The organism is Microbacterium sp. W4I20 (assembly GCF_030816505.1).
Taxonomy (GTDB): domain Bacteria; phylum Actinomycetota; class Actinomycetes; order Actinomycetales; family Microbacteriaceae; genus Microbacterium.
Window position 1 is genome coordinate 1,029,456 of sequence record NZ_JAUSYB010000001.1, and the last position, 26,112, is coordinate 1,055,567.

Sequence of the window (26,112 nt, forward strand, 5' to 3'; positions counted from 1 at the left end):
GGGACCGGGCGCGCAACCCACAGGGCGTCCCCCAGGCCCGCGCACTACGCTGGGAACGTGAGCACACAACGGGTATTCGCCGCGCGCCTGGCCGGGTGCGCCGTCTTCGACCCCGTCGGCGATCGGCTCGGCAAAGTCCGAGATGTCGTCATCGTGTATCGAAGTACCGCTGCTCCGCGTGTGATCGGCCTCGTGGTCGAGATCCCCGGCCGTCGTCAAGTGTTCCTCTCGATCGGACGGGTCACCTCGATCCGCGCCGGGCAGGTCATCAGCACCGGACTCATCAACGTGCGACGGTTCTCTCCGCGCGCCGGTGAGGTGCGCGTGCTCGCCGAGATGCTCGGCCGGCGGATGACCTTCGCCGACGGCAGCGGCACCGCCGTGATCGAAGACGTCGCGATCGAGCCGAACCGCCTCGGCGAGTGGGCCGTCAGCCAGCTCTTCCTGCGACGGCCGAAGACGAGCGCCTCGCCGTTCGCCAAGGGGCCGACCACCTTCGCCGCCTGGAGCGAGGTCGTCGAGAAGCGCGCGCCCGGCGAGTCTCAGTCCGCGGAGCAGCTGGTCGCGTCGTACGCCGAGCTGCACGCCGCCGACCTCGCCAACACACTCCTCGACCTGCCGCAGAAGCGCATGATCGAGGTCGCCGAGGAACTCTCCGACGACCGGCTCGCCGACGCTCTCGAGGAGATGCCGGAAGACGATCAGGTGCACATCCTCGATTGGCTGGGCGACGAGCGCGCCGCCGACATCCTGGATCAGATGGAACCGGACGATGCCGCCGACCTGCTCGCTCAGCTGCCGCCGAAGCGCCTCGAGCAGCTCCTCGAGCTGATGGAACCCGAGGAGGCCGAAGACGTCAGGATGCTCCTGCGCTACGGCCCCGACACCGCCGGTGGCCTGATGACCCCCGAGCCGATCATCCTCTCGGCCGACGCCACGATCGCGGAGGCGCTCGCGCTGATCCGCCGCCATGAGCTGCACCCGGCTCTGGCATCCGCCGTCTTCGTGACCCTTCCCCCGTTCGAGACACCCACCGGTCGCCTGCTCGGCATGGTGCATTTCCAGCGGATGCTGCGCTACCCGCCGCACGAGCGGCTCGGCGGCATCATGGACGACAGTCTCGACCCGGTGCCCGCCAACGCGTCGGCCGCCGAGGTGGCGCGCCTGCTGGCGAGCTACGACCTCGTCTCGCTCCCTGTGGTCGACGCGGCGCGCCGCCTGGTCGGGGCGGTGAGCATCGACGACGTGCTCGACTACCTCCTCCCCGACGACTGGCGGTCGCACGACAGTGAAGACACCGCGACGACGACCGAGGAGGTGCGCTGATGGCACGCAATGCGCCCCGCCTCGATGCCCCGCTCGGCCGCGGAACCACGCGGCAGCGCCCGACCTCACGCGACCGTTTCGGCCGTTTCACGGAATGGGTCGCCCGCGCGATGGGCACCCCGGCGTTCCTGCTCATGCTCACGCTGTTCTGCGTGGCGTGGATCCTCTGGAACACGCTGACACCCGACAACCTGCGGTTCGATGACGCCGCGCTCGGGTTCACGGCGCTCACCCTCATGCTCTCGCTGCAGGCCTCGTACGCGGCGCCCCTGATCCTGCTCGCACAGAACCGGCAGGACGACCGCGACCGCGTGCAGATCGAGCAGGACCGCCAGCGTGCAGAGCGCAACCTCGCCGACACCGAGTACCTCGCCCGCGAGATCGTCGCGCTGCGGATGGCGCTCGAGGAGCGCAACACCCAGCTCGTGACACGGGACGTGCTGCGCCAGGAGCTGAAGACGCTGCTCGCGGAGCTCGACCATGACGAGGAGAAGTCCGCCGACGAGCGATCCGCCGGCGGCGCCCCGTCATGACCGCGGCAGAGAGAGTCCGTGCTGCGGTCGCCGCGGTCACGGATCCCGAACTGCGCCGTCCGATCGGCGACCTCGACATGGTGCGCGACATCGAGGTCGAGGGCGACCGCGCGATCGTCGGTATCGTGCTCACGATCGTCGGGTGCCCGGCCGCGGCGCGCATCGAATCGGATGTCCGGCAGGCCGCGGCATCCGTCCCCGGCATCGAGTCCGTCGACCTCACGATCGGCGTGATGACGCCGGCCGAGCGCAAGGCACTGACCGAGAAGCTCCGCGACGGCCGGCCTGCGCGTCAGATGCCGTTCGGACCCGACTCGCTCACCCGTGTGATCCTCGTCTCGAGCGGCAAGGGCGGGGTGGGCAAGTCGACGGTCACCGCGAACCTCGCCGTCGCCCTCGCCGATCAGGGACTCGCCGTCGGGCTCGTCGACGCCGATGTGCACGGCTTCTCGATACCCGGGCTGCTCGGCATCCCGGCGGGCACGCAGCCCACGCGCATCGACGACCTCATGCTGCCGCCGGTCGCGCACGGGGTGAAGACGATCTCCATCGGCATGTTCCTCCGCGACGGCGAGGCCGTGGTCGCCTGGCGGGGACCTATGCTGCACCGCACGGTCTCGCAGTTCCTCACCGACGTGTTCTTCGGCGACCTCGACGTGCTCCTCATCGACATGCCTCCGGGCACCGGCGACATCGCCATCTCGATCGGCCAGCTGCTCCCCCACGCCGAGGTGCTCGTCGTCACGACGCCACAGACCGCGGCATCCGACGTCGCGATCCGCAGTGGGCTCGTCGCGCGACAGACCGGACAGCGCGTCATCGGGGTCATCGAGAACATGGCGGCGTTCGCGCTCCCGGACGGCACGGTCGTCGACCTGTTCGGAACGGGCGGCGGCGCGGCCGTGGCCGCAGCACTCTCCGAGTCCGGCGATCCGGTGCCGTTGCTCGCCTCGATCCCGCTGAGTCCGGCGCTGCGCGAGGGCGGCGACTCCGGAATCCCGGTCGTGACCGGAGATACGACGGATGCGGCCGCCGTCATGATCCGCGACCTCGCGAAGTCTCTCGCCCGCCAGGGCCGCGGACTGGCGGGGCGTTCCCTGCCGATGTCGATCGGCTAAGGCTCCGAACGAAGATCCCCTAGGCTTCGGACGAGCGCGTGGGGGCTCGGTTCACGTGGCTTCGAGGTCGTACGGGGGCCGGTTCTCGGCGGTGAACTCCTGGCGCACACGCGGTGCGACGGGCTCCATGATGGTGGAGCGCGCCTTCACCGCGGTGGCGGGCTGCGGCTCCTCCATGAGCGCATCGCGGATGATGCGACGCGGGTCGTACTGCCGCGGGTCGAGCTTGCGCCAGTCGACGTCGTCGAGATCGGGTCCGATCTCGTCGCGCATCTTCGACTTGGTGTCGCGGAGGTACTCACCGGCCTTGCGCACCATGCGGGCGAAGCTCTCGGCGGCCTTGGGCAGACGGTCGGGACCGATGATGAGCACAGCGATGAGGCCGATCAGCAGCATCTTCTCGAATGTGAGCCCGAACGTCATGTCTACAGGCTACCGCCGCGCCTGCGGTCACTGCGCGCACGCAGCCCATACGCTGGAGGGAATCACAGCGCAGGCAGAGAAAGGCAGGCCATGAGCGAGCACGAAGCGAACGCACGTTTCCTTCGCGAATCCATCGTCGAGCCGGATGCCATCGCCCGCGCCCGCGCGCACGCACTCGAGCTGGGTGCCGCTCCGATCAGCGCGGTCGTCGGCTCGCAGATCGCGGTGCTCGCCGCGGCGACGTCTGCGCGATCGATCGTCGAGATCGGCACGGGTGCCGGTGTCTCCGGTCTCTGGCTGCTGCGGGGCGCACCGACGGCCGTCCTGACCTCGATCGACAACGAACCCGAGCACCTCGCCGCCGCGCGACAGGCGTTCTCCGAGGCCAAGGTGCCGTCAACCAAAGCCCGGTTCATCACCGGTCGGGCGTCCGACGTCCTGCCACGGATGAACGAGGCGTCCTACGACATCGTCCTGGTCGACGCCGATCCGGAGAACGTCATCGCTTACGTCGAGCATGGTCTGCGGCTCGCTCGCCAGGGCGGCATCGTGCTCGTCCCCCGGGTGCTCGCCGGCGGACGCGTCGCCGACCCTGTGCAGCGCGACGAGATCACCGCGGCCTACCGGTCACTCGTGCAGGAGACGCAGGAGTCGTCGGCCGTGCTGGCGACGGTCTCCCCGGCGGGCGAAGGTCTGCTGCAGCTGATCAGCCTCGCCGATCGCGGCTGAACCACACACCCGCCGAACAAGAAGAGGGCGACGGATCCGAAGATCCGTCGCCCTCTCGGTTCCGCAGACGCGGATCCGGGTCATTATCAGGCCGGTGCCACGACGGCGGCAAGCACGTCGTGAAGTTCCTTGGCCTCGGCGTCGTTCACAGACACGACCAGTCGGCCGCCGCCTTCGAGCGGAACGCGCACGATGATGAGTCGCCCTTCTTTCACGGCCTCCATGGGTCCGTCTCCGGTCCTCGGCTTCATCGCTGCCATCGTGGCTCCTTTTCCTCGGTGGTATGGAATGAGTTTATCGGGTGTCACCGGGACCTGGACGTCACCTGTGAAGAAATGCATCGATCATTAACATTCATGGCACCTGCCAGAAGGTGTTGCCGAGCGCGTACATGGGGAAGATCCAGAGCCATTGGCCGACCAGGCAGAGCGCCAGCACCCCCAGCCGCCACCACCGTGAGCGCGGAACGGCGACGGCGCCCCAGAGCGGACTCAGCGGGAGCAGGAGCCGGAAGGTGCTGGACTGCGGGAAGAACACGGCGAGCAGATACAGCACGTAGCTCGCGCTCCACAACCGCAGGTCGACCCCGATCGCCCGCACCCGACGTGAGAAAAGCAGCGCGACGCCGACCGCGACGACGAGCAGCACGAGCACGATCGGTCCTGCCGACGACGGCAGCCCCCAGTTCCCGAACCAGAACTGCGACGCCTGGATCCACCCCTCGAACGGCACGAAGCCGTCGACTCCGCCGACGATCCAGTGCCGGCGCCACGCGAGCTCGGTGGCGAGATACGCACCCGGGTCCCCGGTGACGATCCCCGCGATCACCTGCCAGGCGAAGCCCGTCGCCGTCGCGAGTGCGCCGAGCGCGACGATGTGCACGATCTCGCGTCCCGCGAGCGGGTCCTCTCTGCGGCGGAACCACCGGACCAGACCGTGCAGCCCGAGGAAGAGAGCGAACGCGAGGATGCCGGGACGCGTGAACGCCATCACCGGGATCAGCACGGAGAGCCACGCGTACTGTCGCCGGACCGTCGCATCGAGCGCCAGGAACAGCAGCAGGAGGAACAGCGTCTCGGCGTAGCCGACCTGGAACATCGCGGCCAGAGGTCCGGCGGCGAAGAAGACCACGGCCCAGAGCGCCGCCGATGCACCGACGCGGTTCCGCAGCAGTCGATGCAGGGCGAGGCAGGCCAGGTATCCGGCCACGAAGGACACCACGAAGGCGCCGAGACCCCATGCGCCGAACACGAACCCGATCGCCTTGGCCGCGTAGGCGAACACCGGCATGAATGCCCAGGCGTTCTCGGCGACCTGCCCCGAATCGGTCAGCGGCAGTTTCGACGGGTAGCCGTTCTCGGCCACCAGCCAGTACCACTGGGCATCCCATCCGAGCACGAAGTCGATCAGACCGGCATCCGCACCGAAGCGGGAGAACGGGGTCGACAGAGACGCCGCGACGATGAAGAAGACGGTCGTGATCAGGCGCGCGGCGAGATAGACGACGGCGATGCGCAGAGCCAGCGGCGTCCGCGCCCAACGGCGAGCGACGCTCAGTGCGACGTGAGCCACGCGCGAAGGCCCCGCTCCACGGCATCGATCTGCGCGAGAGGCACGCGCTCCTCGTCGTGGTGGGCGAGGTGCGGATCGCCCGGACCGTAGTTGACGGCGGGGATGCCGAGCGCCGAGAAGCGCGCCACATCGGTCCAGCCGTACTTCGGCCGCGGCTCGGCACCGACCGCCGCGACGAACTGCTGCGCGATCGCAGCATCGAGTCCCGGGCGCGCGCCTTCGGCGGCATCGGTGATCTCGACCTGGAACCCGGCGAGGACCCCCCGGACGTGCGCCTCGGCATCCGCGGCGGACTTGCTCGGCGCGAAGCGGTAGTTGACCTCGACCTCGCACGCGTCGGGGATGACGTTGCCCGCGACACCGCCGGTGATGCGCACGGCGCTCAGGCTCTCGCGGTAGAGAAGGCCGTCGACCGCGACCTCCTTGGCCCGGTACTCGGCGAGACGGGCCAGGATCGGAGCTGCCCGGTGGATCGCGTTCTCGCCGATCCAGGCGCGTGCGCTGTGGGCGCGTACGCCCGACGTGCGCACGATCGCACGAAGCGTGCCGTTGCATCCGCCCTCGACCTCGCCGTTGGAGGGTTCGCCGAGGATCGCGAAGTCGGCCTGGAAAAGGTCGGGCCGCACGGCTGCGAGCAGCCCGAGACCGTTCTTCGAGGCCTCGATCTCTTCGTTGTCGTACCACATCCAGGTGATGTCGACCACGGGATCGGTGAGCTCCGCGGCAAGCTTGAGCTGCACCGCGGTGCCCGCCTTCATGTCGACCGTTCCGCGCCCCCAGAGGTACGGCACGCCGTCGATGTCGATGTCGCGCGTCGGCACATTGTCGTTGATCGGCACGGTGTCGATGTGTCCGGCGATCGCGACGCGCTGCGCACGGCCGAGGTTCGTGCGCGCGACGATCGTGTTGCCGTGTCGGATGACCTCGAGGTGAGAGTACGGAGTGATCGCCGCCTCGATCGCATCGGCGAGGGTCTTCTCGTCGCCGGAGACGCTCGGGATGTCGCAGATCGCGCGGGTGAGGTCCACGGAGGACGCAGTGAGATCGAGCACCATGCCCCCAGCCTACTTACACCGTCATGCGGGAAGTCGTCGCGCGATGGGCGCGCTAGCGTGGAGGCATGAGTGACGCACGCACGGTATGGGGCATCGGACTGACCACGACGGCCGGAGACGGCACCGTCCTCGACGCCTGGTACCCCGAGGTGCACATCGGCACGCTCTCCGAGGCGGATGCCGCGGCCTCGGTCGAATCCCTCGACTCGCTGACCGGCGCCGACGAGCGCCGTAACGTGACCGTCGACATCGTGCAGCTGCAGATCGATCTCGACGAGGCGCCGGCATCGACGGCGGACGCGTACCTGCGGCTGCACGCGCTCTCGCACCTCGTCGCGCGACCGAACGAGGTGAACCTCGACGGCATCTTCGGCCACCTGCCGAACGTGGCGTGGACCAACGCCGGCCCCATCCACCCCGACGATGCGGCACGCCTGCGTCCGCAGCTGCAGCGCGCCGGCATCCAGGTGCAGGGGCTCGACAAGTTCCCTCGGCTCACCGATTACGTTCAGCCCTCCGGCGTGCGGATCGCCGATGCTTCTCGCGTGCGCCTCGGCGCGCACCTCTCCCCCGGCACCACCGTGATGCACGAGGGCTTCGTGAACTTCAACGCCGGCACGCTCGGCGCGGCGATGGTCGAGGGTCGGATCTCGCAGGGGGTCGTCGTCGGCGCGAACAGCGACATCGGCGCGGGGGCCTCCATCATGGGCACCCTGTCCGGCGGCGGCACCGTCCGCGTCTCGATCGGCGAACGCTCGCTGCTGGGTGCCAACGCGGGCATCGGCATCGCGCTCGGCGATGACTGCATCGTCGAGGCCGGCCTGTATGTGACCGCGGGCTCCAAGGTGATCGTCGCCGATGGACCGAACACCCCCGACGGCGGCAAGCGCACGGTGAAGGCGGCAGAGCTCAGCGGCCAGAACGGCATCCTGTTCTGGCGGAACTCCGTCACGGGCGCCATCGAGGCGAAGCGCCGCGCCGGCGCCGGTGTGACTCTCAACGAGGCGCTGCACGCCTGACCTGTCATCCGCACCGCCGCCGCGCTCAGGGCGCGGCGGGCCGACTCCCAGCATCCCCGTGATACTGTCGATATGACGTCCTTCGCAATGCGAGACGTCTGCGTCGTCGACACGCTCCCGCGCCACTAGCCTGGTTCTGGCCATTTCGAACGGCGAAACGATGCGCGATCCCGCGCCGTCGCCCACCTTCCGCACCCGGCCCTGATGGTTCGTGCGTGCACTCTCGGAGATATACCCCTATGACTTCCTTCCTCGATCTCGGCGTGCCCGCCGACCTCGCCGCCATCCTCGAAAAGGACGGCAAGACCGAGGCGTTCGCGATTCAGCGCGACACGCTTCCCGACTCCCTCGCGGGCCGCGACCTCCTCGGCCGCGGTCGCACCGGTAGCGGCAAGACCATCGCGTTCGCGCTTCCTCTGGTCGCGCGCATCGCCGCATCCAGCCGCAGCAGCCGCGCCGGCCACCCGCGCGGCCTGGTGCTCGCCCCGACCCGCGAGCTCGCCACGCAGATCGCCGCGACCATCGCCCCGCTCGCCGCAGCCAAGGGCCTCCGCGTCACCACCGTGTTCGGCGGTGTCAGCCAGCGTCCGCAGGAGCAGGCGATGCGCAGCGGCGTCGACATCGTCGTGGCCTGCCCCGGCCGGCTCGAAGACCTCATGAAGCAGAAGGTCGTCCACCTGGACGCCGTCGAGGTCACCGTGCTCGACGAGGCCGACCACATGGCCGACCTCGGATTCCTTCCGGGCGTCACCCGCATCCTCACCGCGACTCCGGCCGGTGGACAGCGTCTGCTGTTCAGCGCGACGCTGGACCGCGGCATCGACACCCTCGCCCGTCGCTTCCTCTCGAACGCGGTCAGCCACGAGGTCGACGAAGAGAGCGTGCCCGTGGGCGAGATGACCCACCGCGTGCTCGTCGTGGACTCGACCGACGACAAGACCGCCCTGGTCCGCGACCTCGCGTCCGGCACGGGTCGCCGCATCCTGTTCACGCGCACCAAGCACCAGGCGAAGAAGCTCGCCAAGCAGCTCACGGCTGCGGGTATCCCCGCGGTCGACCTGCACGGCAACCTCTCGCAGAACGCTCGTGAGCGCAACCTCAGCGCCTTCTCGGCAGCTCCCGATGACGGTGGCGTGCGCGTGCTCGTCGCGACCGACGTCGCCGCTCGTGGCGTGCACGTCGACAACGTCGACCTCGTCGTCCACGTCGACCCGCCCGTCGAGCACAAGGCGTACCTGCACCGCTCGGGTCGCACCGCACGCGCCGGCGCCGCCGGCACCGTGGTGACCGTCGTGCTTCCCGAGCAGCGTCGTGACGTCAAGGACCTCCTGCGCAAGGCCGCGATCAGCGCCCCGCTCGAGAACGCGACCCAGGATGCCATCACCGGTCTCGTGCCCGAGCGCGCGGCTCACGTGCGTCCGGCACCGGTCCAGGCGCAGCAGCCGCAGCGTTCGGCCAAGCAGCGTCCGGCCGGCGGAGAGCGCGCCGGAGCCTCCACTCCCCCCGCTCGTCGCCGTCGTCCCCGCTCGGGTCAGGGCGGCCAGGGCGGTGCCGCTCGTCAGGGTGGCGCAGCCCGTCAGAGCCAGGGTGGTCGCGGCTACCAGGGACGTTGATCCTCGGGTGCGCCGGCCCAGTGCCGGCGCACCGCACCGTGAACGGTCGTCGTGCATTCGTGCCGGCGGCCGTTTCGCGTATCCGGACGCGCGTCGGGCTGGCGTCAGCGCTGCACGGCCGCCAGGACGACCGGATCCGAGCACCCGCGGACGAATCCGGCCAGCCGTCGACGGATCTCGAAGCCGAGCACTCGCGCACCGATCCACTCGGCGACCGGCGCGAGCCAGGCCGGCCGGCACGAGAAGTTGTACTTCCAGACCGCCAGCGTCCCCTCCGACACCTCGGTGAAGCGCCAGCCGCCGCCGAGCTTCTCGAAGAACCACGGGCCGGTCTCCATCACCATCCCGACGTTCGTCGGAGGGGCGTAGGAGACGTAGCGACTCACCATCCCGAAGCCGAAGCGCTGGCGCGTGAAAGTGCGCACGCCCTTGCCGGCGGCATCCGCGTCGTCGAGGAAATGCTGCTCGCTGATGAAGGGATCCCAGCGACGTCGGACGGCTCCGGTCGTCTGCGACACGGCGAAGGCCGTCGCAGGGTCGACCGGCACGATGGCCTCGGCGCTGACGACGGGCATCGTGACGACCTCAGCGGGTCTGGAAGGTGCGCTCCGGCGACCCCGTGTACAGCTGCTGCGGGCGACCGATCTTCGTCTGCGGGTCGAGCTGCAGCTCGCGGTACTGCGCCAGCCAGCCGGGCAGGCGGCCGATCGCGAACAGCACGGTGAACATGCGGGTCGGGAAGCCCATGGCCTTGTAGATGACGCCGGTGTAGAAGTCGACGTTCGGGTACAGGCGACGCTCGCGGAAGTAGTCATCGGCCAGCGCGAGCTCCTCGAGCTCCTTGGCGAGGTCGAGCAGCGGGTCGGTGACGCCGAGAGAGGAGAGCACCTCGTCGGCTGCTTCCTTGACGAGCTTGGCGCGCGGGTCGTAGTTCTTGTACACCCGGTGCCCGAAGCCCATCAGCTTCACGCCCTCTTCCTTGTTCTTCACCCGCTCGACGAAGCGCGAGACGCTCTGACCGGAGTCGCGGATCTGGCCGAGCATGCTGAGCACGGCCTCGTTGGCGCCACCGTGCAGCGGCCCGGAGAGCGCCTGGATGCCGGCGGAGATCGAAGCGAACTGGTTCGCGCCGGTGGACCCCACCAGGCGGACGGTCGACGTGGACGCGTTCTGCTCGTGGTCCTCGTGAAGGATGAGCAGCAGCTCGAGCGCCTTCGACATGACCGGGTTGACCTGGTACTCCTCGCTGTGCACGCCGAAGTTCAGCTTGAGGAAGTTGTCGACGAAGCTCAGGGAGTTGTCCGGGTAGAGGAACGCCTGACCGACGCTCTTCTTGTGCGCGTATGCCGCGATCACCGGGAGCTTGGCGAGCATGCGCACCATGTTGAGCTCGACGTGCTCGGGGTTGTGCGGGTCGGTCTGGCCCTCGTAGTAGGTCGAGAGGGCAGCGACCGCCGACGACAGCACCGACATCGGGTGCGCCGTGTGCGGCAGAGCCGAGAAGAAGCGCTTGAGGTCTTCGTGCAGCAGCGTGTGGCGACGGATCTTCTCGTCGAACTCGGCCAGCTCCGTCGCGGACGGCAGTTCGCCGTAGATCAGGAGCCAGGCGACCTCGAGGTAGCTCGTGGTGCCCGCCAGCTGCTCGATGGGATAGCCCCGATAACGGAGGATGCCCTTGTCGCCGTCGATGAAGGTGATGTCCGACTTCGTGGACGCGGTGTTCACGAAGCCGTAGTCGAGGCCCGTGTACCCCGTCTGCTTGGTCAGGGTCGAGAAGTCGATGCTGTCGTGGCCTGCCGTGCCGCGCACCAGTGGGAATTCGGCGGTCGTGTCGCCGATCGTCAGCTTCGCCGTCTGGTCTGCCGCTGCACTCACGCGGGCCTCCTCGTGGTGTCCGCCCGCTCGCGTGTCGCGTCGGTGTGGACAAAGATCTGGGTCTTGCCGGAAATGGCGATCTCACGGCGCAGAAGCGCCTGATCGGGTTACGACCGAATCGCCCTTACAGCCTAGTAGTCGCACCGGCCTACTGTGACAACCGCCAAACAGACGCCCTCTATGAGGAGAGGATCTACAGTTTTTCTCCATGCAGGCGTCTGGCGGCCTCGGCGATGCGATCCGATGCCGCCGTCAGCGCCAGCCGGATGTGCTCGCCGGAGTCGGCGCCGTAGAAGGGACCGGGACCGGCCAGGATGCCGAGGTCGGCCAGACGTCCCATCGACTCCCAGGCGTCGCGGCCCTCGGTCGCCCACAGGTACAGCCCCGCCTCGGAGCCGTCGATGCGGAACCCCGCCGCCTCCAGCGCGGGGCGGAGCGCATCGCGCCGGGCGCGGTAGAGCTCCTTCTGCGCGGCCACATGCTCGTCATCGCCCAGGGCGACCGCCATGGCGTGCTGCACGGGTGCGGGCGGCATGAGTCCCAGATGCTTGCGGGCGGTGAGCAGCTCGCCCACGATGCGGGCGCAGCCGGCGACGAAGGCGGCCCGGTAGCCGGCGAGGTTCGACTGCTTGCTCAGCGAGTACACGCTGAGCAGGTTGGCGCGACTGCCTCCGGTCACCCGCGGGTCGAGCACCGACGGGATGGGTTCGGTCGCCCAGTTGCCGTCCCACCCCAGCTCGGCGTAGCACTCGTCGCTCGCCAGCACGGCGCCGAGCTCACGCGCGCGCTGCACGGCGGCGGCCAGTTCTGACACGGTCCAGGTGCGGCCGTCCGGGTTGCCCGGCGTGTTGATCCAGATGAGCTTCGTGCCCTCCGGCCACTCGGCGGGCTCGTCTGCGGCGACGGGCTCCGCGCCGACGACGCGCGCACCGACCTCGTAGGTCGGATAGGCGACACGCGGGTGCACCACGATGTCACCGGCACCGAGACCGAGGAGCGTCGGCAGCAGGGCGACCAGCTCCTTGGAGCCGATCGTGGGCAGCACGTTCTCGACGGTGAGGTCGGCGACGCCGCGGCGGCGTGCGTACCAGGCGACGATCGCCTCACGCAGTGAGGGTGTACCGACGGTCTGCGGATAGGCGTGTGCGTCGGTCGCCTCGGCCAGCGCGCGCCGGATGATCTCGGGGGTCGGATCGACCGGGGAGCCGACCGAGAGGTCCACCAGTCCGAGCGGATGCTGCGCGGCACGCTCGCGGAACGGGACCACGGCGTCCCACGGGTAGTCGGCGAGGTCGCGAACGCTCACAGCGGGCGCCTACTCGCCCTGGGGCGGGAGCGCAGCGATGATCGGGTGGTCGAACGGGTACACGCCGACCTTGGCCGCGCCGCCGGGCGAGCCGATCTCGTCGAAGAACTCGACGTTGGCCTTGTAGTAGTCCTGCCACTCGTCGGGCAGGTCGTCTTCGTAGTAGATCGCCTCGACGGGGCACACGGGCTCGCAGGCGCCGCAGTCCACGCACTCGTCGGGGTGGATGTACAGCGAACGTTCACCCTCGTAGATGCAGTCAACGGGGCACTCGTCGATGCAGGCGCGATCCTTGACATCGACGCACGGGAGGGCGATCACATACGTCACTCCCCCAGTCTACGGCTCGGTGACGATCCGTTCCTCCGAGGGAGCCGCCTGTGTGCGCACCGGCAGCCGCGAGAACGACGGCCAGGCGATGACCAGGAGGACCAGACCGGCGGTCAGGTACGTCCAGATCCGGCCAGTGAGCGAATCAGCGACCACGACCGACCCACCGGGACCGACTCCGGAGATCAGCACCAGCATGCCCAGCATTCCGAGGCCGGCGGCCACGGCCGCTCCCCTGTCATGGGTGAGTGTGCGGACGGCGATGAGGATCGCGCCGCAGGCGATCGCGCCGACGATCAGGCCCACGGGGACCGGGCCCCACATCAGGCTGTGGCCGATCGTACCGGCGACGCCGTACACCCCGCCCACCAGGGCGGCGGCGACCCACGACACGACCCTCGACACCCAGCTCACACGCACACCTCGATCCTACCGGCGCGGGCCGAGGCCGCCGTGGGTACTGACGCCCGCACCACGGTCACGCGGCGAGGCCGAAGAACCGGAGCAGCGCCGCGACGAGCGCCGCGGCGATGACGACGACGAGGAACGACTGGCGCAGCCAGAGGAGGCCACCCGCCACGAGCAGTGCGGGCACCCGGGCGTCGACGATGATCGCCTGCCCCTCGCCCAGGGTCTGCACCGCCACGAGCGCCGCCAGCAGCGCCACCGTCAGCAGATCGGAGATGCGAGCGGTACGCGGAGCCTCGAGGGCCTGCGGCGGCACGAGATACCCGACAGCCTTCAGCGAGAGGCAGATCAGGGCGGCCAGCAGGATGGCGCTCCAGAGGCTCATGCGGCAGCCTCCGCTCCGGCATCCGTCTGATCCGCTCCGGGAGGTCGTCCCAGCCAGTTGAACCAGCCCACCACGATGGCGACGAAGGCGGCGATGAGGACGGGCAGCCCCGGCATCAGGAACGGGGTGAGGGCCGCAGCGACGACCGCGGCAGCGACGCCGACGGCGATGGCCTGCCGTTGCTGAAGCCGGGGCCAGAGCAACGCGAGGAATGCGGCAGCGGCCGCAGCATCCAATCCCCAGGTCTGCGGATCCCCCAGGACGTCGCCGACGAGCGCGCCGATCAGGGTGGTGATGTTCCACCCCACGAAGATGCCGATGCCGGTGATCCAGAAACCCAGCTGACGCAGCCGCGGCACCGTCTGCGAGATCGCGACGGCCGTGGATTCGTCGATCGTGAAGTGCGCCGCCGCAGCCCGGCGCGACGGACCGCCTCCGACGATCGGCGACATGCGCATGCCGTACGCGACGTTGCGCACGCCGAGAAGTGCGGCGGAGGCGATGGCCGATGGCAGTGCCGCCATCCCGCCGGCAGTGAACACGCCGACGAAAGCGAACTGGGAGCCGCCGGTGAACATCAGCAGACTCAGCACGCACGTCTGCCACACGTCGAGGCCCGATGCCACGGCCAGCGCACCGAACGAGACCCCGTACGCACTCGTGGCGATGACGACACCGAGGGCCTCGCGCCAGACCTCGCGTTCGGCCGTCATCACAGCCCTCTCGCCTCGGTCGTTCGCTTCGGTGAACACATGACTATCATTCTGAACACCCGTGTCTGCATAGTCAAGCGAACGATCGTTTGACATGATGAACGCATGGAGGATCTCCGCACACGCATCTCCCGCACTCTTCGACGAGAACGCGAGGCCGCGAGCCTGTCCGTCTCCGAGCTCGCCAGACGCGCCGGCATATCCAAGGCCACCGTGTCGCAGCTGGAGAGCGGAGCGGGCAACCCGAGCGTCGAGACGCTCTGGGCCCTGGGCGTCGCACTCGGCGTGCCGTTCGCGGTGCTCGTCGATCAGCAGACGAACGCCCCGACTCTCATCCGCGCCGACGAGCTCGCCGGAGTCCCCTCCTCCGCCGCGGCATACAGCGCCACTCTGCTCTCGGCCAGCCCGCCCGGTGCGCGGCGCGACATCTACCTGATCCAGGCGGAACCGGGCGATCCCCGGCGGTCGATCCCCCATCATCCGGGCACGATCGAGCACGTCGTGATGATCGCCGGGCAGGCGCAGATCGGCCCGGTCGGCGATCCGGTGCTGCTGAACCCCGGCGACTACCTGACCTACCCGGGCGATGCCCCCCATGTCTTCGAGGCGACTGCACCCGGCACCAGCGCGGTCCTGATCTCCGAACTGCGCTGAGCAGTTCGGAGCTTCAGCTGACGCTACGGGTCAGTACCAGTTCATCGCCTGCGAGTGCCCCCAGGCGCTGCACGGCGTGCCGTAGACCGAGGAGATGTAGCCGAGGCCCCAGGCGATCTGGGTCGCGGCGTTCGACTGCCAGTCCCCGCCCGCGGAGGCCATCTTGCTGCCGGGGAGCGCCTGCGGGATGCCGGTGGCGCCGCTGGGGTTGTAGGCCTGGTAGTTCCAGCCAGACTCCTTGGTCCACAGGGAGTCGAGGCAGGAGAACTGGTCTCCACCCCAGCCGTACTGGCTCGACATCAGCTGCTGGGCCGTGGCCTTCGCGCCGTCGACGGTGTTCCCCGCGGCGAGGGCGGCAGCGGCCTCCTGCGCCTTCTTCGCGGCCGCAGCGGCAGCGTCATCCGCCTTCTTCTTCTCCTGCGCCGCGGTGAAGGCCTCCTGCAGGTCGGCGGTGGCGGCGAGGACCTCGGCGGTCTCCGTCTCGGCCTTGCCGGAGAGCACGGCCACCGCGATCGACGGCAGCTTCGCACGATCTGCGAGCGCGTCGATGTCGTCCTGCAGCCCGGTCACATCGACCCGGGGCGCGGAGGTCACCTCGAGACCGGACGTCGCGACGTCATAGGCGAGGGCCTGCGCGGAGAGCACGGCATCCTTCGCCTCGGCGACGGGCATCGCGGCGTCGTCGGCCACGCGGGCGAGAGGCTCGGAGCCGGTGACGAGCTGGGCGACGGCGGCCGTCGCATCCGGCAGCTCGGCGCCGGCCGCCGGAGCGGAGACGATACCGGTGGTGAGGGTGATGCCGAGAAGGGTCGCAGCGGCGGTACCGAGGATCAGCATCGGGCGGCGGGCGGTGACGGCTTTGCGAGCGGATGCCGCGGCCGAGGCGCGCCGAAGCGCACGGGATTCATGAAGCACAGGTTCGACTTTCGGGTCGTCGTATGCCGTTTCAGGAGACTCATCGGGAGTTCGTCCCCGGCACAAGTGCTCGAGTCTGCCCTGTCTTCCTGAACGAAAAATCTGTCTCACCTGGGTTTTTCATGAGAAGAGGGCCCTGCGTCAGCCTTTCGGCTGGCGCAGGGCCCTCTTCGCGATGCTCAGGGAGCGAGGATCAGGCGTTGGCGTCTTGACGCTTGAGACGCGCGGTCTCGCGGGCACGCGTGTTCTGGTCCAGGTTCACCTTGCGGATGCGCACGACCTCCGGCGTCACCTCGACGCATTCGTCGTCGCGGGCGAACTCGAGGCTCTCCTCCAGCGTCAGCTGACGCGGCGGGGTCATCGACTCGAACGTGTCGGAGCTCGCTGCACGCATGTTGGTGAGCTTCTTCTCCTTGGTGATGTTCACGTCCATGTCGTCGGCGCGCGAGTTCTCGCCGATGACCATGCCCTCGTAGACCTCCTGCGTGGGCTGCACGAAGAAGGACATGCGCTCCTGAAGAGCGATCATCGCGAACGGCGTGACGACGCCCATGCGGTCGGCGACGATCGAGCCGTTCTGACGCGTGGTGATGTGTCCGGCCCACTGCTCGTAGCCGTGCGAGATCGCGTTGGCGATGCCGGTGCCGCGGGTCGTGGTGAGGAACTCGGTGCGGAAGCCGATGAGGCCGCGCGAGGGCACGATGAACTCCATGCGCACCCAGCCGGTGCCGTGGTTCGACATGCCGTCCATGCGACCCTTGCGGTTCGCGAGCAGCTGCGTGATGGCGCCGAGGTACTCCTCGGGGGCATCGATCGTGAGGTGCTCGAACGGCTCGTGCGTCTTGCCGTCGATCTGCTTGGTGACGACCTGGGGCTTGCCCACGGTGAGCTCGAAGCCCTCGCGACGCATGTTCTCGACGAGGATCGCGAGTGCGAGCTCGCCTCGGCCCTGGACCTCCCAGGCGTCCGGACGCCCGATGTCGACGACCTTGAGCGACACGTTTCCGACGAGCTCGCGGTCGAGGCGGTCCTTCACCATGCGCGCGGTGAGCTTGTGGCCCTTGACCTTGCCCATGAGCGGCGAGGTGTTCGTGCCGATCGTCATCGAGATGGCGGGGTCGTCGACCGTGATGGCCGGGAGCGGACGGACGTCTTCCGGGTCGGCGATCGTCTCGCCGATGGTGATGTCCTCGAAGCCGGCGATGGCGACGATGTCGCCGGGTGCCGCCGACTCGGCCGGGTAGCGCTCGAGGGCGCGGGTCTTGAGCAGCTCGGTGATGCGGGCGTTCTGGTGCGTGCCGTCGGCGCGGACCCAGGCGACCGTCTGACCCTTCTTCAGCGTGCCGTTGAAGACGCGCAGCAGGGCGAGACGACCGAGGAACGGGCTGGAGTCGAGGTTGGTGACCCAGGCCTGCAGCGGTGCCTCGTCGTCGTAGGCCGGCGCCGGGATGTGCTCGAGGATCGCGCCGAAGAGCGGCTCGAGGTCGTCGTTGTCCGGCAGGGTGCCGTTCTCCGGGCGGTTCAGCGAGGCGGCACCGTTACGACCGGAGGCGTAGACGATCGGCACGTCGAGCAGGGCGTCGACGTCGAGGTCGGGCACGTCGTCGACCAGGTCGGAGGCGAGACCGAGCAGCAGGTCGTGCGCCTCTTCCTCGACCTCGGCGATGCGGGCATCCGGACGGTCGGTCTTGTTGACCAGGAGGATGACCGGCAGCTTCGCCTCGAGCGCCTTGCGCAGCACGAAGCGGGTCTGCGGCAGCGGACCCTCGCTCGCGTCGACGAGGAGCACGACGCCGTCGACCATGGAGAGGCCGCGCTCGACCTCGCCGCCGAAGTCGGCGTGGCCGGGGGTGTCGATGACGTTGATCGTCACCTCGCCGTCCGTGGCGTGCACGCCCTTGTAGGTGATCGCCGTGTTCTTGGCGAGGATCGTGATGCCCTTCTCGCGCTCGAGATCGTTCGAGTCCATCGCGCGATCCTCGAGGTGCGCGTGGTCGCCGAAGGAGCCCGTCTGACGCAGCATGGCGTCGACGAGAGTGGTCTTGCCGTGGTCGACGTGCGCGACGATTGCGACGTTGCGGAGGTCAGAGCGGAGGGCGTGCGCCATGCAGAAGTCCTAAAGAGGTGTGGGATTTTGTCGGGAAGCCGACGTTCCAGGATAACGCAAGCTGGCAACTCGTTCCTGAACGGCTTTCGTCGGGCCCCTGCAGGCGGTCGGCTAGATTGACGGTATGGGGGACCAGATGCTCGACGCCGACCTCGCGGCAACACAGAATCCGTACACGCCGCCGGCTCAGCTCGCCGACATCGCAGGCCGCCGAGGCGACCTGCATCCTCTGATCCTGGCTCACCCTGGCTGCTATCCCCAGCTGCGGGAGTGGATATCGCAGGTCAACCCCAACGCCGGCCGCTACCCGGTCGCGGTGGCCGGAGCGCCCCTTCCCGCGCCTCGCCGCGGCAGAGTCGGCTGCTTCCTGATCGGCTGCGGCGGCCTGGCGCTGGTCGCCCTCGCTTTCGTCGTCGTGCTCGTGCTCGGCGCCGCCCTGTCGTCGCCGAGCGGCGGGTCACCGCAAGGACCCACCGCGGACGAGGTCGAGCCCCAGGACTCTCTGGCCGCCTTCAACGCGGAGCGGGAGAAGTACTACGAACTCGCGGCGCAGCTCGAGGGCAACCCGGTCGCACCGCTGGTCACGCAGACCATGGCGTTCGAACGGCTGGAGAACAGCATCGCCGACCCGAACATCACGACCGCCTACGCGGCGGAACTCACGCAGAAGGCGCAGGAGGCCCGCCAGGAGCTGGAGCAGCGGATCGCGGATGCCGCCGCCCGACGCACGAACGCCTCCGGATCTGTCACGGAAGGAATTGTCGATGAAGCCGGGGCGGGGTTCATCGACATCGGGTGGGATGCGGACACGGCGTGCGCCACCTCGGAGCGTGAGGGGCGGGTCACGGTCGGCTGCGTCTCCGAGGACCCGATCGCAGTGCACATCGCTCCGGAAGCCCAGCTGCCCGGCGACATGGGGATGCGCATCGTGGTTCTGCACGAACTGACGCACCTGTACCAGCGCGCTGATTCCGACTCCCACCCCGACGGCCCCAGCGCCGCCGTACAGCTCATCGATCAGGGCTATTTCCAGGGAAGCTCCGAGGCGATGGCCGACTGCTACGCCCTGACCTACATGAACCAGCGGACCCTGACGTTCGAGAACCGCACGATGGGCTACGGCTACGTCTGCGGAGACGAGGAGCGCCGCGTCATCCGCGAGTGGGCGGCACAAGTCCACGCCCCCATGCCCTGATGGCCGGGCGGCGGCGACGTACGATCGGTTCTGTGTCCTCCACTCCTGCCATTCCCGAGCCGGCTATGCCGAGGGGCGGACGCGGCCGGCTCTGGTGGGAGATCGCCATCGTCCTGGCGCTCGGCCTCGGCCAGTCGGCGATCTACGCGATCGTGCAGCTGGCCTACCGGCTCACGGACGACACTCCCCTCGCCGACCAGACCGCGACGCTCAATCCGTCGCGCAGCGACCGGGAGATCTTCGACCTCATCTACCAGGTGCTCTCGATCGGGTTCTCGCTCGTCCCCGTCCTGCTGGTGTGCTTCCTGCTCTGGCAGTCGCGGCGACCGCACCTGGAACGACTCGGGCTGGACGGCACCAGGGCGGGAGCGGATGCCGGACGCGGCATCCTCCTGGTCCTCGCCATCGGCATCCCCGGGCTCGGGCTCTACATCGTCGGTCGCGCGACCGGCCTCTTCGTCGCCGTGAACCCCGCCGGGCTCGACGCCTACTGGTGGACCGTGCCCGTCCTCCTGCTGGCGGCTGCCCGCGCCTCGCTCCAAGAGGAGTTCGTCGTGCTCGGGTACCTGTTCGCCCGGCTGAAGCAGCTCGGCTGGAGTCCGTGGACCATCATCGTCTCGACCTCGGTGCTGCGCGCGAGCTACCACCTCTACCAGGGCCCCGGAGCGTTCATCGGGAACCTGGCGATGGGTCTGCTCTTCGGCTGGCTCTTCCAGCGGAGCGGACGACTGCTGCCCTTCCTCGTCGCGCACTTCCTGATCGACGCGACGGTGTTCGTGGGCTACCCCTGGGCTGCGGCGACGTGGCCGGAACTTTTCGGGTTGCCGAGCTGACCGCGAGGGTCAGCCGGCGTTCGCGATGAGAACGGCGATGACCGCCCAGATCACGATCACGCCCAGCGCGAGCAGAGCGCGGGCGTCCCAGCTTCGTCGGATGGGCGCATCGGCCGCACTGCTGGCCTGCCACCGGTCCCTGATGTCGGCGAGAGCACGCAGCCCTGCGGGGCCCTTCGTATCCTCCTCCGGCCGCATCTTGCTGCGGACCGGACGCGCCTGCGCCGGACCGCCGAAGCTGCTGACAGTCGTGCCGTCGTCGAGCGAGAACTGCAGCTGCCAGCGCAGGTCGATGTCGCGCACACGGTCCCAGCCGAAGGAGACGCGGCGGAGCATGTTCTGCACGACGACGCCGCCGTCGTGGATCCGGACCATCGAGACGAAGCTGATCTCGTAGACGACCCAGAGGCCCAACAGCACCCAGGGAGTGAGCAGCAGCGTCTGGGCCCAGCCGCCGCGCACGACCGCATCACCCAGCAGAAAGAGGGCGATCAGTGATGCGACGACCATGACGACGGCACCGGAGGGTGCACGGAACGTCCGCACACCCTCCGAGGAGGTGTCTTCAGCCACGGTCAGAGGCCGCCCAGAGGGATCGAGGCGCCAGGGATCGCCTCGAGCAGCCGGCTCGTGTACTCCTGCTGCGGGTTCGCGAACGTCTCGTCCACGGTGCCCTGCTCGACGATCCTGCCGCGCTCCATGACACAGACGAGGTCGCTCGACACCCGCACGACCGCGAGGTCGTGCGTGATGAAGAGGTACGTCAGTCCGAGCTCGTTCTGAAGATCTGCGAGCAGCTTCAGGATCTGCGCCTGCACGAGCACGTCCAGCGCCGACACGGCCTCATCGAGCACGACGATGTCGGGCTTGAGCGCGAGCGCTCGGGCGATCGCGACGCGCTGACGCTGCCCGCCCGAGAGCTCGCTCGGATAGCGTGTCGCCAGATCCTGCGGCAGCGAGACCTGCTCGAGCAGCTCGCGCACTCGTTCCCGACGCGACGTTCGGTCGCCCACCCCATGGATCTCGAGGGGTTCGGCGATGGTGTTCTCGAGGTTCCGCAGCGGGTCGAGGGACCCGTACGGGTCCTGGAACACCGGCTGCATGCGGCGACGGAGCCCGAAGGACTGCGCGCGCGAGAAGCCCGAGACATCCATTCCGTCGATCTCGATCGTCCCCGCGGTGGGGTCCTCGAGCTTGAGGACCATCTTCGCCACCGTGGACTTGCCGGATCCGGACTCGCCGACGAGAGCCAGCGTCTTGCCCCGCGGGATCTCGAACGACACGTCGTCGACGGCGCGGAAAGACGTGCTGCGGAAACCGCCCTGGCGGATGCGGTAGTCCTTGGTGAGTCCGGAGACCCGTACCGTCGGCGGGATGTCGGCGAGGTCCTCGAGCGTCTCCACTCCACGATCTTCGACGACGGCCTGAATGCGCTGCGAAGCCACACTCGGTGCGGCGGCGACGAGACGCTTCGTGTACGGATGCCGCGGATTCTGGAGGATCTCCCTGCTCGGTCCCGACTCGACGATATTGCCCGCCTGCATGACGATGAGCCGCTCCGCGCGTTCCGCCGCGAGGCCCAGATCGTGCGTGATGAGCAGCATCGAGGTGCCGCGGTCGCGCGTCAGACTCGCCAGATGGTCGAGGATGACCCGCTGCACCGTGACGTCGAGCGCCGAGGTGGGCTCGTCGGCGATCAGCAACCGTGGATCCGCGGCCAGCCCGATCCCGATGAGGGCGCGCTGGCGCATTCCGCCGGAGAACTGGTGGGGGAACTGCCGCAGGCGCGTGGCCGCGTCGGCGAGACCGGCCTGCTGAAGAACCTCGATGGCCCGCGCACGGACAGCGGCGCGTCCCTGCGCGAGGCCGTTGGCACGGACCGCCTCCTCCACCTGGAAGCCGATGCTCCACACCGGGTTGAGGTTCGACATGGGATCCTGCGGCACGTAGCCGATCTCCCGGCCGCGCAGGCGCTCCATCTCGCGCTCGGAGAGCGTGGTCAGCTCGCGCCCGTCGAGGGTGATGCTGCCGCCCGTCACGCGTCCGGTGCCCGCGAGCAGTCGGATGATCGCCGTCGCGGCCGTCGACTTGCCCGATCCGGACTCGCCGACGATGGCGACGGTCTCGCCCGCCATCACGTCGAAGCTGATCCCGTGCAGGACCTGTCGTGTGCCGCTCTGCGTGTCGAACGCGACGGTGACGTCGCGCAGACTCAGGAGCGGAGCGGCTGTCTGCGACGCACTCATCGGCGTGCCCTCGCCCTCGGGTCGAGGGCGTCTCGGATGAGCTCGCCCAGGAGGATGACCGCGAGCACCGTGATGGTGAGCGCGATCGACGGATAGATCAGGGCCATCGGCGCGACACGCAGCGACGGCTGCGCCTGACCGATGTCGTTACCCCAGGACATGACGTCGCTGCCGAGTCCGACACCGAGGAAGCTCAGTGTCGCCTCCGCGACGATGCCACCGGCCAGGGCCAGCGTCGCCAGGACGAGGAGCGGCGCGAAGGCGTTCGGGATCACGTGCGAGAGCAGCGTCCCGAAGCGCGACTTGCCGAGCGCCGTCGATGCGACGACGAAGTCCGCCTGTTTGACCCGGAGCACCTCGGCGCGCACGACACGTGCCGTGGCCGCCCAGGCGAACCCTCCGATCGCGAAGGCGAGGGTGAGGACGTTGCGGTACTGCGAGAACACCGTCATCACGACGACCGCCGCGAGGATGTACGGGATCGAGAAGAAGATGTCGCCGATGCGGGAGAGCACCGCGTCGACCCATCCGCCGTAGTAGCCGGCGAGCGAGCCCATGATCAGCCCCAGGGTGGAGCTGATGATGGTCGCGAGCAGGCCGACGCTGATCGACGTCCGGGAGCCGAAGACGATGCGCGACCAGATGTCGCAGCCCTGGAACGTGTAGCCGAGCGGATGACCGGCGGCCGGTCCCGCGTTCGAGTTCGACAACTGGCAGTCGTTGGCCGGCGGAGTCAGCGTGAAGAGCGTCGGCCAGGACGCCATGAGGAGGATGACGAAGACGATCGCGATCGAGATCCAGAAGGACGGACGCTTGCGCAGGTCGCTCCAGGCGTCGCGCCACAGACTTGCGGGCTTGCCTCTGACATGCACGGCATCGGTCGGGGGCTGTTCCTCCGAGACCGGTGCGACGTAGTGGGTGGGAAGGTCACTTGACATAGCGGATCCTCGGGTCGAGCAGTCCGTAGAACAGGTCCACGAGCAGGTTGACGAGAACGTAGACGATGACGAACACCGTGACGAAGGAGACGATCGTCGGTCCCTCGTGCCTCAGCGTCGCCTGGAACAGGGTCTGGCCGACACCGGGGATGTTGAAGATGTACTCCGTGACGGTCGCTCCGACGAGGAGGACGCCGAAGTTGGTCGCCGAGTTGGTGACCACCGGGATCAGCGAGTTGCGCAGCACATGGACGGGGACGACGCGCCCGCGCGACAAGCCCTTTCCGTAGGCTGTTCTGACCCAGTCCTGATTGAGTGTGTCCAGGACGGAGCCGCGCATGAGGCGCATGCTCGTCGCGTACAGGCTCAACCCGAGCACGATGGCGGGAAGCCAGAGGTCTCCCCAGTTGTTCTGTCCGCCGATCGTCGGCCGGAACCAGCCCAGTTTGATCGCGAGGAAGTACTGGGCGAGGAAGGCGACGACGAAGATCGGCATCGAGAGGAAGACGAGCGAGACGATCAGCGACCCGTGGTCGAAGAGCTTGCCCTTGCGGAGCGCCGAGAACGTTCCGATGATGATCGCCAACGTGAACTCGATGGCGATCGCCATGAGGGCCAGGCGCCCCGTCACCGGCAGGGTGCGCGCGAGAACCGTGCTCACGGACTGACCGGAGAAGGTCTGCCCCATGTCTCCCTGGAAGACACCGGTGATGTAGTAGAAGTACTGCACGAGGAACGGTTCGTCCAAGTGGTACTGCGCTCGAATGGTCGCGAGCAGCTGCGGGCTCGGCGGCTTGTCGCCGAAGAGTGCAGCGATCGGGTCGCCCGGCATGAGGAAGACCAGCGCGTAGATGAGCAGCGTCGCACCGAAGAAGACCGGGATCAGCTGCAGAAGCCGCCGCAGGGTGTAGGCAAGCATCCTTACTCCTTTCGTGGAGAGCGAATCAGCCGGAGCGCACGACACGAGGCGGTGACGTTGACGCCACCGCCTCGCTGTCGATCACTCCTGGAGCCTACTCGGCCTTCGTGATCTCGTAGTAGAGCGGAACGGAGTTCCAGCCCACGGTCACGTTGTCCACGTTCTCGCCGAAGCCACCGATCGAGTTCTGGTACCAGAGCGGGATGACCGGGAGGTCCTTGAACAGGATCTCCTGCACCTCCTGGTACTTCGCGTTGGCGTCGGCCGCGTCGGTCGCCGCAGCACCCTCGGCGAGCAGCGAGTCGACCTCTTCATTGGAGTAGTCGCCGTCGTTCGACGATGCGCCGGTCGAGTACAGCGGGTGCAGGAAGTTGTACACCGCCGGGTAGTCACCCTGCCAGCCGGAACGGTTCGCCGTCGTGATCGTGCGCTTGCCGGCGTCGTCGCGTGCGTTCACCGCGGCGCGGAGCGTCGCGAGATCGACGTACGGTGCGCCGGACGCTTCGATGCCGAGCGTGTTCTTCAGCGAGTTGGACACCGCGTCCACCCAGACCTGGTGTCCGCCGTCGGAGTTGTACGCGATCTGGAAGGTGCCGGACCACGGGGAGATGGCGTCAGCCTCGTCCCACAGCTCCTTCGCCTTCTCGGGGTCGTACGAGAGGACCTCGGAGCCGGGAACGCTGTCGCTCCAGCCGTCGATCACCGGGGTGGTGAAGTCACTGGCGGGCGTGCGCGTACCGGCGAAGATCTTGTCGGTGATCTCGTCGCGGTTGATGGCCATCGAGATCGCCTGACGGCGGAGCGTGCCTTCCTCACCGGAGAAGTGGGGAAGCTGTCCGCCGATCGTGAACGACTGGAAGATGGCGGCGGGCTGGTTGGTCGCCCGCTCGCCCAGCTCGTCCTCGAAGACGGCGAGCGAGCTCTCCGGGATCTGGTCGATGACGTCGATGTTGCCGCCCTGGAGGTCGGCGTAGGCGCCGTCCGGAGCGGTGTAGAACTTCAGCGTGAGGCCGCCGTTCTTCGGGACGCGCTCACCCTTGTAGTCCGGGTTCGTGACCATGTCGATCTGCACGTCGTGCTGCCATGCACCCTCGCTCGCGAGCATGTACGGGCCGTTGCCGATCGGGTTCTCGCCGAAGGCTTCCATGTCCTCGAAAGCGACATCGGGAAGCGGGTAGAACGCCGAGTAGCCGAGACGCGTCACGAAGTCGGATGCGACGTCGCTGCTCAGGTCGATCGTGAAGGTGTAGTCGTCGACCTCGGTCAGACCGGTGAGCTCGGAGTCCTTCTCAGCGTCGAAGCCCACGATGTCGGCGAACCACGACTGGTTCAGCTGCGCGTTGGAGAGCTGCGCACCGTAGTTCCACGCGTCGATGAAGTTGTGGGCGACCACGTCTTCGCCGTTGGTGAAGGTGTTGCCCTCCTTCAGCTTGACGGTGACCTTGTTCGGGGCGTCGACCGTGATCTCCTCGGCCATGTCGTTGACCAGGGCGCCGTCGCCGTCGTAGAAGGCGAGACCCGCGAAGATCGAGTCGAGGATCTTGCCGCCACCCACCTCGTTGGTGTTGGTCGGGATCAGGGCGTTCTCCGGCTCGCTGCCGTTCGCCGAGATGATGGCGGTCGACGATCCGGTCGAACCTTCGTCACCCGTGTTGTCGTCGCCGCCGCCTGCGCAACCGGCCAGCGCCAAGGCGCTGATGGCGAGCAATGCGGCGCCCGCGAGGGCAATCCTGTTTCTTTTCACTTTGCGTCCTCCTGTGGACAGTACTGAGTCTGCGCACGCATCGTCGGGCACGCAGGGATAGTCGACACTAACCCGGACGCTTTCACACAACCCGCTCAGCTAATGAACCGTTACTCAGTGGTGACCATCTGTAACACCCTCGAAACACGCGGAACG

General features: G+C 68.4%; 27 protein-coding genes. 9 read left to right on the forward strand and 18 right to left on the reverse strand.

Annotated elements, in window-relative coordinates:
- The first annotated feature begins 57 nt into the window (after positions 1 to 57).
- Genes QFZ21_RS05030 through QFZ21_RS05040 form a run of 3 tightly spaced genes read left to right on the forward strand, consistent with a single transcriptional unit; the run spans position 58 to position 2,977 of the window.
- Positions 58 to 1,326 carry a magnesium transporter MgtE N-terminal domain-containing protein gene (locus QFZ21_RS05030; RefSeq protein ID WP_307375023.1) on the forward strand — a complete coding sequence of 423 codons (1,269 nt, stop codon included), beginning with the start codon at positions 58 to 60 and terminating at the stop codon, positions 1,324 to 1,326.
- The gene (locus QFZ21_RS05035; protein ID WP_307375024.1) at positions 1,326 to 1,859 is read left to right on the forward strand and encodes a DUF1003 domain-containing protein; all 534 of its coding nucleotides are present in this window, start codon (positions 1,326 to 1,328) and stop codon (positions 1,857 to 1,859) included. Before QFZ21_RS05030 ends, QFZ21_RS05035 begins: the two co-directional genes overlap by 1 nt.
- On the forward strand, positions 1,856 to 2,977 hold the full coding sequence (locus QFZ21_RS05040) for an Mrp/NBP35 family ATP-binding protein (protein ID WP_307375026.1): 1,122 nt from the start codon (positions 1,856 to 1,858) through the stop codon (positions 2,975 to 2,977). Before QFZ21_RS05035 ends, QFZ21_RS05040 begins: the two co-directional genes overlap by 4 nt.
- 51 nt (positions 2,978 to 3,028) lie before the next feature.
- Here QFZ21_RS05040 and QFZ21_RS05045 read toward each other — a convergent pair whose 3' ends face one another.
- The gene (locus QFZ21_RS05045; RefSeq protein ID WP_307375029.1) at positions 3,029 to 3,400 is read right to left on the reverse strand and encodes a twin-arginine translocase TatA/TatE family subunit; all 372 of its coding nucleotides are present in this window, start codon (positions 3,398 to 3,400) and stop codon (positions 3,029 to 3,031) included.
- A gap of 90 nt (positions 3,401 to 3,490) precedes the next feature.
- Between QFZ21_RS05045 and QFZ21_RS05050 the strand changes: the two genes are divergently transcribed.
- Complete coding sequence (locus QFZ21_RS05050; RefSeq protein WP_307375031.1) at positions 3,491 to 4,129, forward strand: O-methyltransferase; 639 nt, start codon at positions 3,491 to 3,493, stop codon at positions 4,127 to 4,129.
- An 86-nt stretch (positions 4,130 to 4,215) separates the two neighbouring features.
- Here QFZ21_RS05050 and QFZ21_RS05055 read toward each other — a convergent pair whose 3' ends face one another.
- From QFZ21_RS05055 to dapE, 3 genes are all read right to left on the reverse strand, one after another.
- A complete protein-coding gene (locus QFZ21_RS05055; RefSeq protein ID WP_017203323.1) occupies positions 4,216 to 4,389 on the reverse strand; it encodes a DUF3117 domain-containing protein in 174 nt (57 codons plus the stop codon).
- Between the two features lie 94 nt (positions 4,390 to 4,483).
- Positions 4,484 to 5,701 carry a hypothetical protein gene (locus QFZ21_RS05060; RefSeq protein ID WP_307375033.1) on the reverse strand — a complete coding sequence of 406 codons (1,218 nt, stop codon included), beginning with the start codon at positions 5,699 to 5,701 and terminating at the stop codon, positions 4,484 to 4,486.
- Entirely contained in the window at positions 5,683 to 6,756 is a 1,074-nt protein-coding gene (dapE, locus tag QFZ21_RS05065) for a succinyl-diaminopimelate desuccinylase (protein ID WP_307375035.1), read from the reverse strand. The genes QFZ21_RS05060 and dapE overlap by 19 nt, the downstream gene beginning before the upstream one ends.
- Positions 6,757 to 6,821: 65 nt before the next feature.
- On the opposite strand from dapE, the gene dapD reads away from it, so the two are divergent.
- Together dapD and QFZ21_RS05075 are read left to right on the forward strand one after the other, a co-directional pair.
- Positions 6,822 to 7,775, forward strand: a complete 954-nt coding sequence (gene dapD, locus QFZ21_RS05070; protein WP_307375037.1) for a 2,3,4,5-tetrahydropyridine-2,6-dicarboxylate N-succinyltransferase — start codon at positions 6,822 to 6,824, stop codon at positions 7,773 to 7,775.
- Between the two features lie 239 nt (positions 7,776 to 8,014).
- Entirely contained in the window at positions 8,015 to 9,388 is a 1,374-nt protein-coding gene (locus tag QFZ21_RS05075) for a DEAD/DEAH box helicase (RefSeq protein WP_307375038.1), read from the forward strand.
- 104 nt (positions 9,389 to 9,492) lie between these two features.
- Here the strand turns inward: QFZ21_RS05075 and QFZ21_RS05080 are convergent, their stop codons facing one another.
- The 7 genes from QFZ21_RS05080 to QFZ21_RS05110 all read right to left on the reverse strand — a co-directional run bounded on the left by QFZ21_RS05080 (position 9,493) and on the right by QFZ21_RS05110 (position 14,405).
- Positions 9,493 to 9,963 (reverse strand): SRPBCC family protein, encoded by a 471-nt coding sequence (locus tag QFZ21_RS05080; protein WP_307375040.1) that lies wholly within the window; start codon positions 9,961 to 9,963, stop codon positions 9,493 to 9,495.
- A gap of 10 nt (positions 9,964 to 9,973) precedes the next feature.
- A complete protein-coding gene (locus tag QFZ21_RS05085) occupies positions 9,974 to 11,263 on the reverse strand; it encodes a citrate synthase (protein WP_307375042.1) in 1,290 nt (429 codons plus the stop codon).
- Positions 11,264 to 11,456: 193 nt separating this feature from the next.
- On the reverse strand, positions 11,457 to 12,569 hold the full coding sequence (dapC, locus tag QFZ21_RS05090) for a succinyldiaminopimelate transaminase (RefSeq protein WP_307375044.1): 1,113 nt from the start codon (positions 12,567 to 12,569) through the stop codon (positions 11,457 to 11,459).
- A gap of 9 nt (positions 12,570 to 12,578) precedes the next feature.
- A complete protein-coding gene (fdxA, locus tag QFZ21_RS05095; RefSeq protein ID WP_017203330.1) occupies positions 12,579 to 12,899 on the reverse strand; it encodes a ferredoxin in 321 nt (106 codons plus the stop codon).
- A gap of 9 nt (positions 12,900 to 12,908) precedes the next feature.
- Positions 12,909 to 13,319 carry a histidinol dehydrogenase gene (locus tag QFZ21_RS05100; protein ID WP_307375048.1) on the reverse strand — a complete coding sequence of 137 codons (411 nt, stop codon included), beginning with the start codon at positions 13,317 to 13,319 and terminating at the stop codon, positions 12,909 to 12,911.
- Positions 13,320 to 13,377: 58 nt separating this feature from the next.
- Complete coding sequence (locus QFZ21_RS05105) at positions 13,378 to 13,692, reverse strand: AzlD domain-containing protein (RefSeq protein WP_307375050.1); 315 nt, start codon at positions 13,690 to 13,692, stop codon at positions 13,378 to 13,380.
- Positions 13,689 to 14,405 (reverse strand): AzlC family ABC transporter permease, encoded by a 717-nt coding sequence (locus QFZ21_RS05110; RefSeq protein ID WP_307375052.1) that lies wholly within the window; start codon positions 14,403 to 14,405, stop codon positions 13,689 to 13,691. The genes QFZ21_RS05105 and QFZ21_RS05110 overlap by 4 nt, the downstream gene beginning before the upstream one ends.
- Positions 14,406 to 14,510: 105 nt before the next feature.
- On the opposite strand from QFZ21_RS05110, the gene QFZ21_RS05115 reads away from it, so the two are divergent.
- Positions 14,511 to 15,059 carry a helix-turn-helix domain-containing protein gene (locus QFZ21_RS05115; RefSeq protein ID WP_307375054.1) on the forward strand — a complete coding sequence of 183 codons (549 nt, stop codon included), beginning with the start codon at positions 14,511 to 14,513 and terminating at the stop codon, positions 15,057 to 15,059.
- A 30-nt stretch (positions 15,060 to 15,089) separates the two neighbouring features.
- Here QFZ21_RS05115 and QFZ21_RS05120 read toward each other — a convergent pair whose 3' ends face one another.
- Together QFZ21_RS05120 and typA are read right to left on the reverse strand one after the other, a co-directional pair.
- On the reverse strand, positions 15,090 to 15,974 hold the full coding sequence (locus QFZ21_RS05120; RefSeq protein ID WP_307375055.1) for a phospholipase: 885 nt from the start codon (positions 15,972 to 15,974) through the stop codon (positions 15,090 to 15,092).
- Positions 15,975 to 16,167: 193 nt separating this feature from the next.
- The gene (typA, locus tag QFZ21_RS05125; RefSeq protein ID WP_307375057.1) at positions 16,168 to 18,081 is read right to left on the reverse strand and encodes a translational GTPase TypA; all 1,914 of its coding nucleotides are present in this window, start codon (positions 18,079 to 18,081) and stop codon (positions 16,168 to 16,170) included.
- Positions 18,082 to 18,205: 124 nt separating this feature from the next.
- On the opposite strand from typA, the gene QFZ21_RS05130 reads away from it, so the two are divergent.
- Both QFZ21_RS05130 and QFZ21_RS05135 read left to right on the forward strand, forming a co-directional pair.
- Positions 18,206 to 19,276: a hypothetical protein gene (locus QFZ21_RS05130; protein ID WP_307375059.1), complete on the forward strand. Its 1,071-nt coding sequence runs from the start codon at positions 18,206 to 18,208 to the stop codon at positions 19,274 to 19,276.
- A 65-nt stretch (positions 19,277 to 19,341) separates the two neighbouring features.
- Positions 19,342 to 20,109 (forward strand): CPBP family intramembrane glutamic endopeptidase, encoded by a 768-nt coding sequence (locus QFZ21_RS05135; RefSeq protein WP_307381222.1) that lies wholly within the window; start codon positions 19,342 to 19,344, stop codon positions 20,107 to 20,109.
- Between the two features lie 9 nt (positions 20,110 to 20,118).
- Here QFZ21_RS05135 and QFZ21_RS05140 read toward each other — a convergent pair whose 3' ends face one another.
- The 5 genes from QFZ21_RS05140 to QFZ21_RS05160 all read right to left on the reverse strand — a co-directional run bounded on the left by QFZ21_RS05140 (position 20,119) and on the right by QFZ21_RS05160 (position 25,956).
- On the reverse strand, positions 20,119 to 20,682 hold the full coding sequence (locus QFZ21_RS05140) for a PH domain-containing protein (RefSeq protein WP_307375061.1): 564 nt from the start codon (positions 20,680 to 20,682) through the stop codon (positions 20,119 to 20,121).
- 2 nt (positions 20,683 to 20,684) lie between these two features.
- Positions 20,685 to 22,355 carry an ABC transporter ATP-binding protein gene (locus QFZ21_RS05145; protein WP_307375063.1) on the reverse strand — a complete coding sequence of 557 codons (1,671 nt, stop codon included), beginning with the start codon at positions 22,353 to 22,355 and terminating at the stop codon, positions 20,685 to 20,687.
- On the reverse strand, positions 22,352 to 23,293 hold the full coding sequence (locus tag QFZ21_RS05150) for an ABC transporter permease (protein ID WP_307375064.1): 942 nt from the start codon (positions 23,291 to 23,293) through the stop codon (positions 22,352 to 22,354). The genes QFZ21_RS05145 and QFZ21_RS05150 overlap by 4 nt, the downstream gene beginning before the upstream one ends.
- Positions 23,283 to 24,212, reverse strand: coding sequence for an ABC transporter permease (locus QFZ21_RS05155; protein ID WP_307375067.1), 930 nt, complete (start codon positions 24,210 to 24,212; stop codon positions 23,283 to 23,285). Before QFZ21_RS05155 ends, QFZ21_RS05150 begins: the two co-directional genes overlap by 11 nt.
- Positions 24,213 to 24,306: 94 nt before the next feature.
- The gene (locus tag QFZ21_RS05160) at positions 24,307 to 25,956 is read right to left on the reverse strand and encodes an ABC transporter substrate-binding protein (RefSeq protein WP_307375069.1); all 1,650 of its coding nucleotides are present in this window, start codon (positions 25,954 to 25,956) and stop codon (positions 24,307 to 24,309) included.
- Positions 25,957 to 26,112: the final 156 nt, after the last annotated feature.

What these genes read in the sequence shown, in the direction of transcription:
- QFZ21_RS05035 (WP_307375024.1), top strand. Translation starts at nt 1,326, where the DNA reads ATGGCACGCAATGCGCCCCGCCTCGATGCCCCGCTCGGCCGCGGAACC.
- QFZ21_RS05040 (WP_307375026.1), top strand. Translation starts at nt 1,856, where the DNA reads ATGACCGCGGCAGAGAGAGTCCGTGCTGCGGTCGCCGCGGTCACGGAT.
- QFZ21_RS05045 (WP_307375029.1), bottom strand. Translation starts at nt 3,400, where the DNA reads ATGACGTTCGGGCTCACATTCGAGAAGATGCTGCTGATCGGCCTCATC.
- QFZ21_RS05050 (WP_307375031.1), top strand. Translation starts at nt 3,491, where the DNA reads ATGAGCGAGCACGAAGCGAACGCACGTTTCCTTCGCGAATCCATCGTC.
- QFZ21_RS05055 (WP_017203323.1), bottom strand. Translation starts at nt 4,389, where the DNA reads ATGGCAGCGATGAAGCCGAGGACCGGAGACGGACCCATGGAGGCCGTG.
- dapE (WP_307375035.1), bottom strand. Translation starts at nt 6,756, where the DNA reads ATGGTGCTCGATCTCACTGCGTCCTCCGTGGACCTCACCCGCGCGATC.
- dapD (WP_307375037.1), top strand. Translation starts at nt 6,822, where the DNA reads ATGAGTGACGCACGCACGGTATGGGGCATCGGACTGACCACGACGGCC.
- QFZ21_RS05075 (WP_307375038.1), top strand. Translation starts at nt 8,015, where the DNA reads ATGACTTCCTTCCTCGATCTCGGCGTGCCCGCCGACCTCGCCGCCATC.
- QFZ21_RS05080 (WP_307375040.1), bottom strand. Translation starts at nt 9,963, where the DNA reads ATGCCCGTCGTCAGCGCCGAGGCCATCGTGCCGGTCGACCCTGCGACG.
- QFZ21_RS05105 (WP_307375050.1), bottom strand. Translation starts at nt 13,692, where the DNA reads ATGAGCCTCTGGAGCGCCATCCTGCTGGCCGCCCTGATCTGCCTCTCG.
- QFZ21_RS05110 (WP_307375052.1), bottom strand. Translation starts at nt 14,405, where the DNA reads ATGACGGCCGAACGCGAGGTCTGGCGCGAGGCCCTCGGTGTCGTCATC.
- QFZ21_RS05115 (WP_307375054.1), top strand. Translation starts at nt 14,511, where the DNA reads ATGGAGGATCTCCGCACACGCATCTCCCGCACTCTTCGACGAGAACGC.
- typA (WP_307375057.1), bottom strand. Translation starts at nt 18,081, where the DNA reads ATGGCGCACGCCCTCCGCTCTGACCTCCGCAACGTCGCAATCGTCGCG.
- QFZ21_RS05130 (WP_307375059.1), top strand. Translation starts at nt 18,206, where the DNA reads ATGGGGGACCAGATGCTCGACGCCGACCTCGCGGCAACACAGAATCCG.
- QFZ21_RS05135 (WP_307381222.1), top strand. Translation starts at nt 19,342, where the DNA reads ATGCCGAGGGGCGGACGCGGCCGGCTCTGGTGGGAGATCGCCATCGTC.
- QFZ21_RS05145 (WP_307375063.1), bottom strand. Translation starts at nt 22,355, where the DNA reads ATGAGTGCGTCGCAGACAGCCGCTCCGCTCCTGAGTCTGCGCGACGTC.
- QFZ21_RS05150 (WP_307375064.1), bottom strand. Translation starts at nt 23,293, where the DNA reads ATGTCAAGTGACCTTCCCACCCACTACGTCGCACCGGTCTCGGAGGAA.
- QFZ21_RS05155 (WP_307375067.1), bottom strand. Translation starts at nt 24,212, where the DNA reads ATGCTTGCCTACACCCTGCGGCGGCTTCTGCAGCTGATCCCGGTCTTC.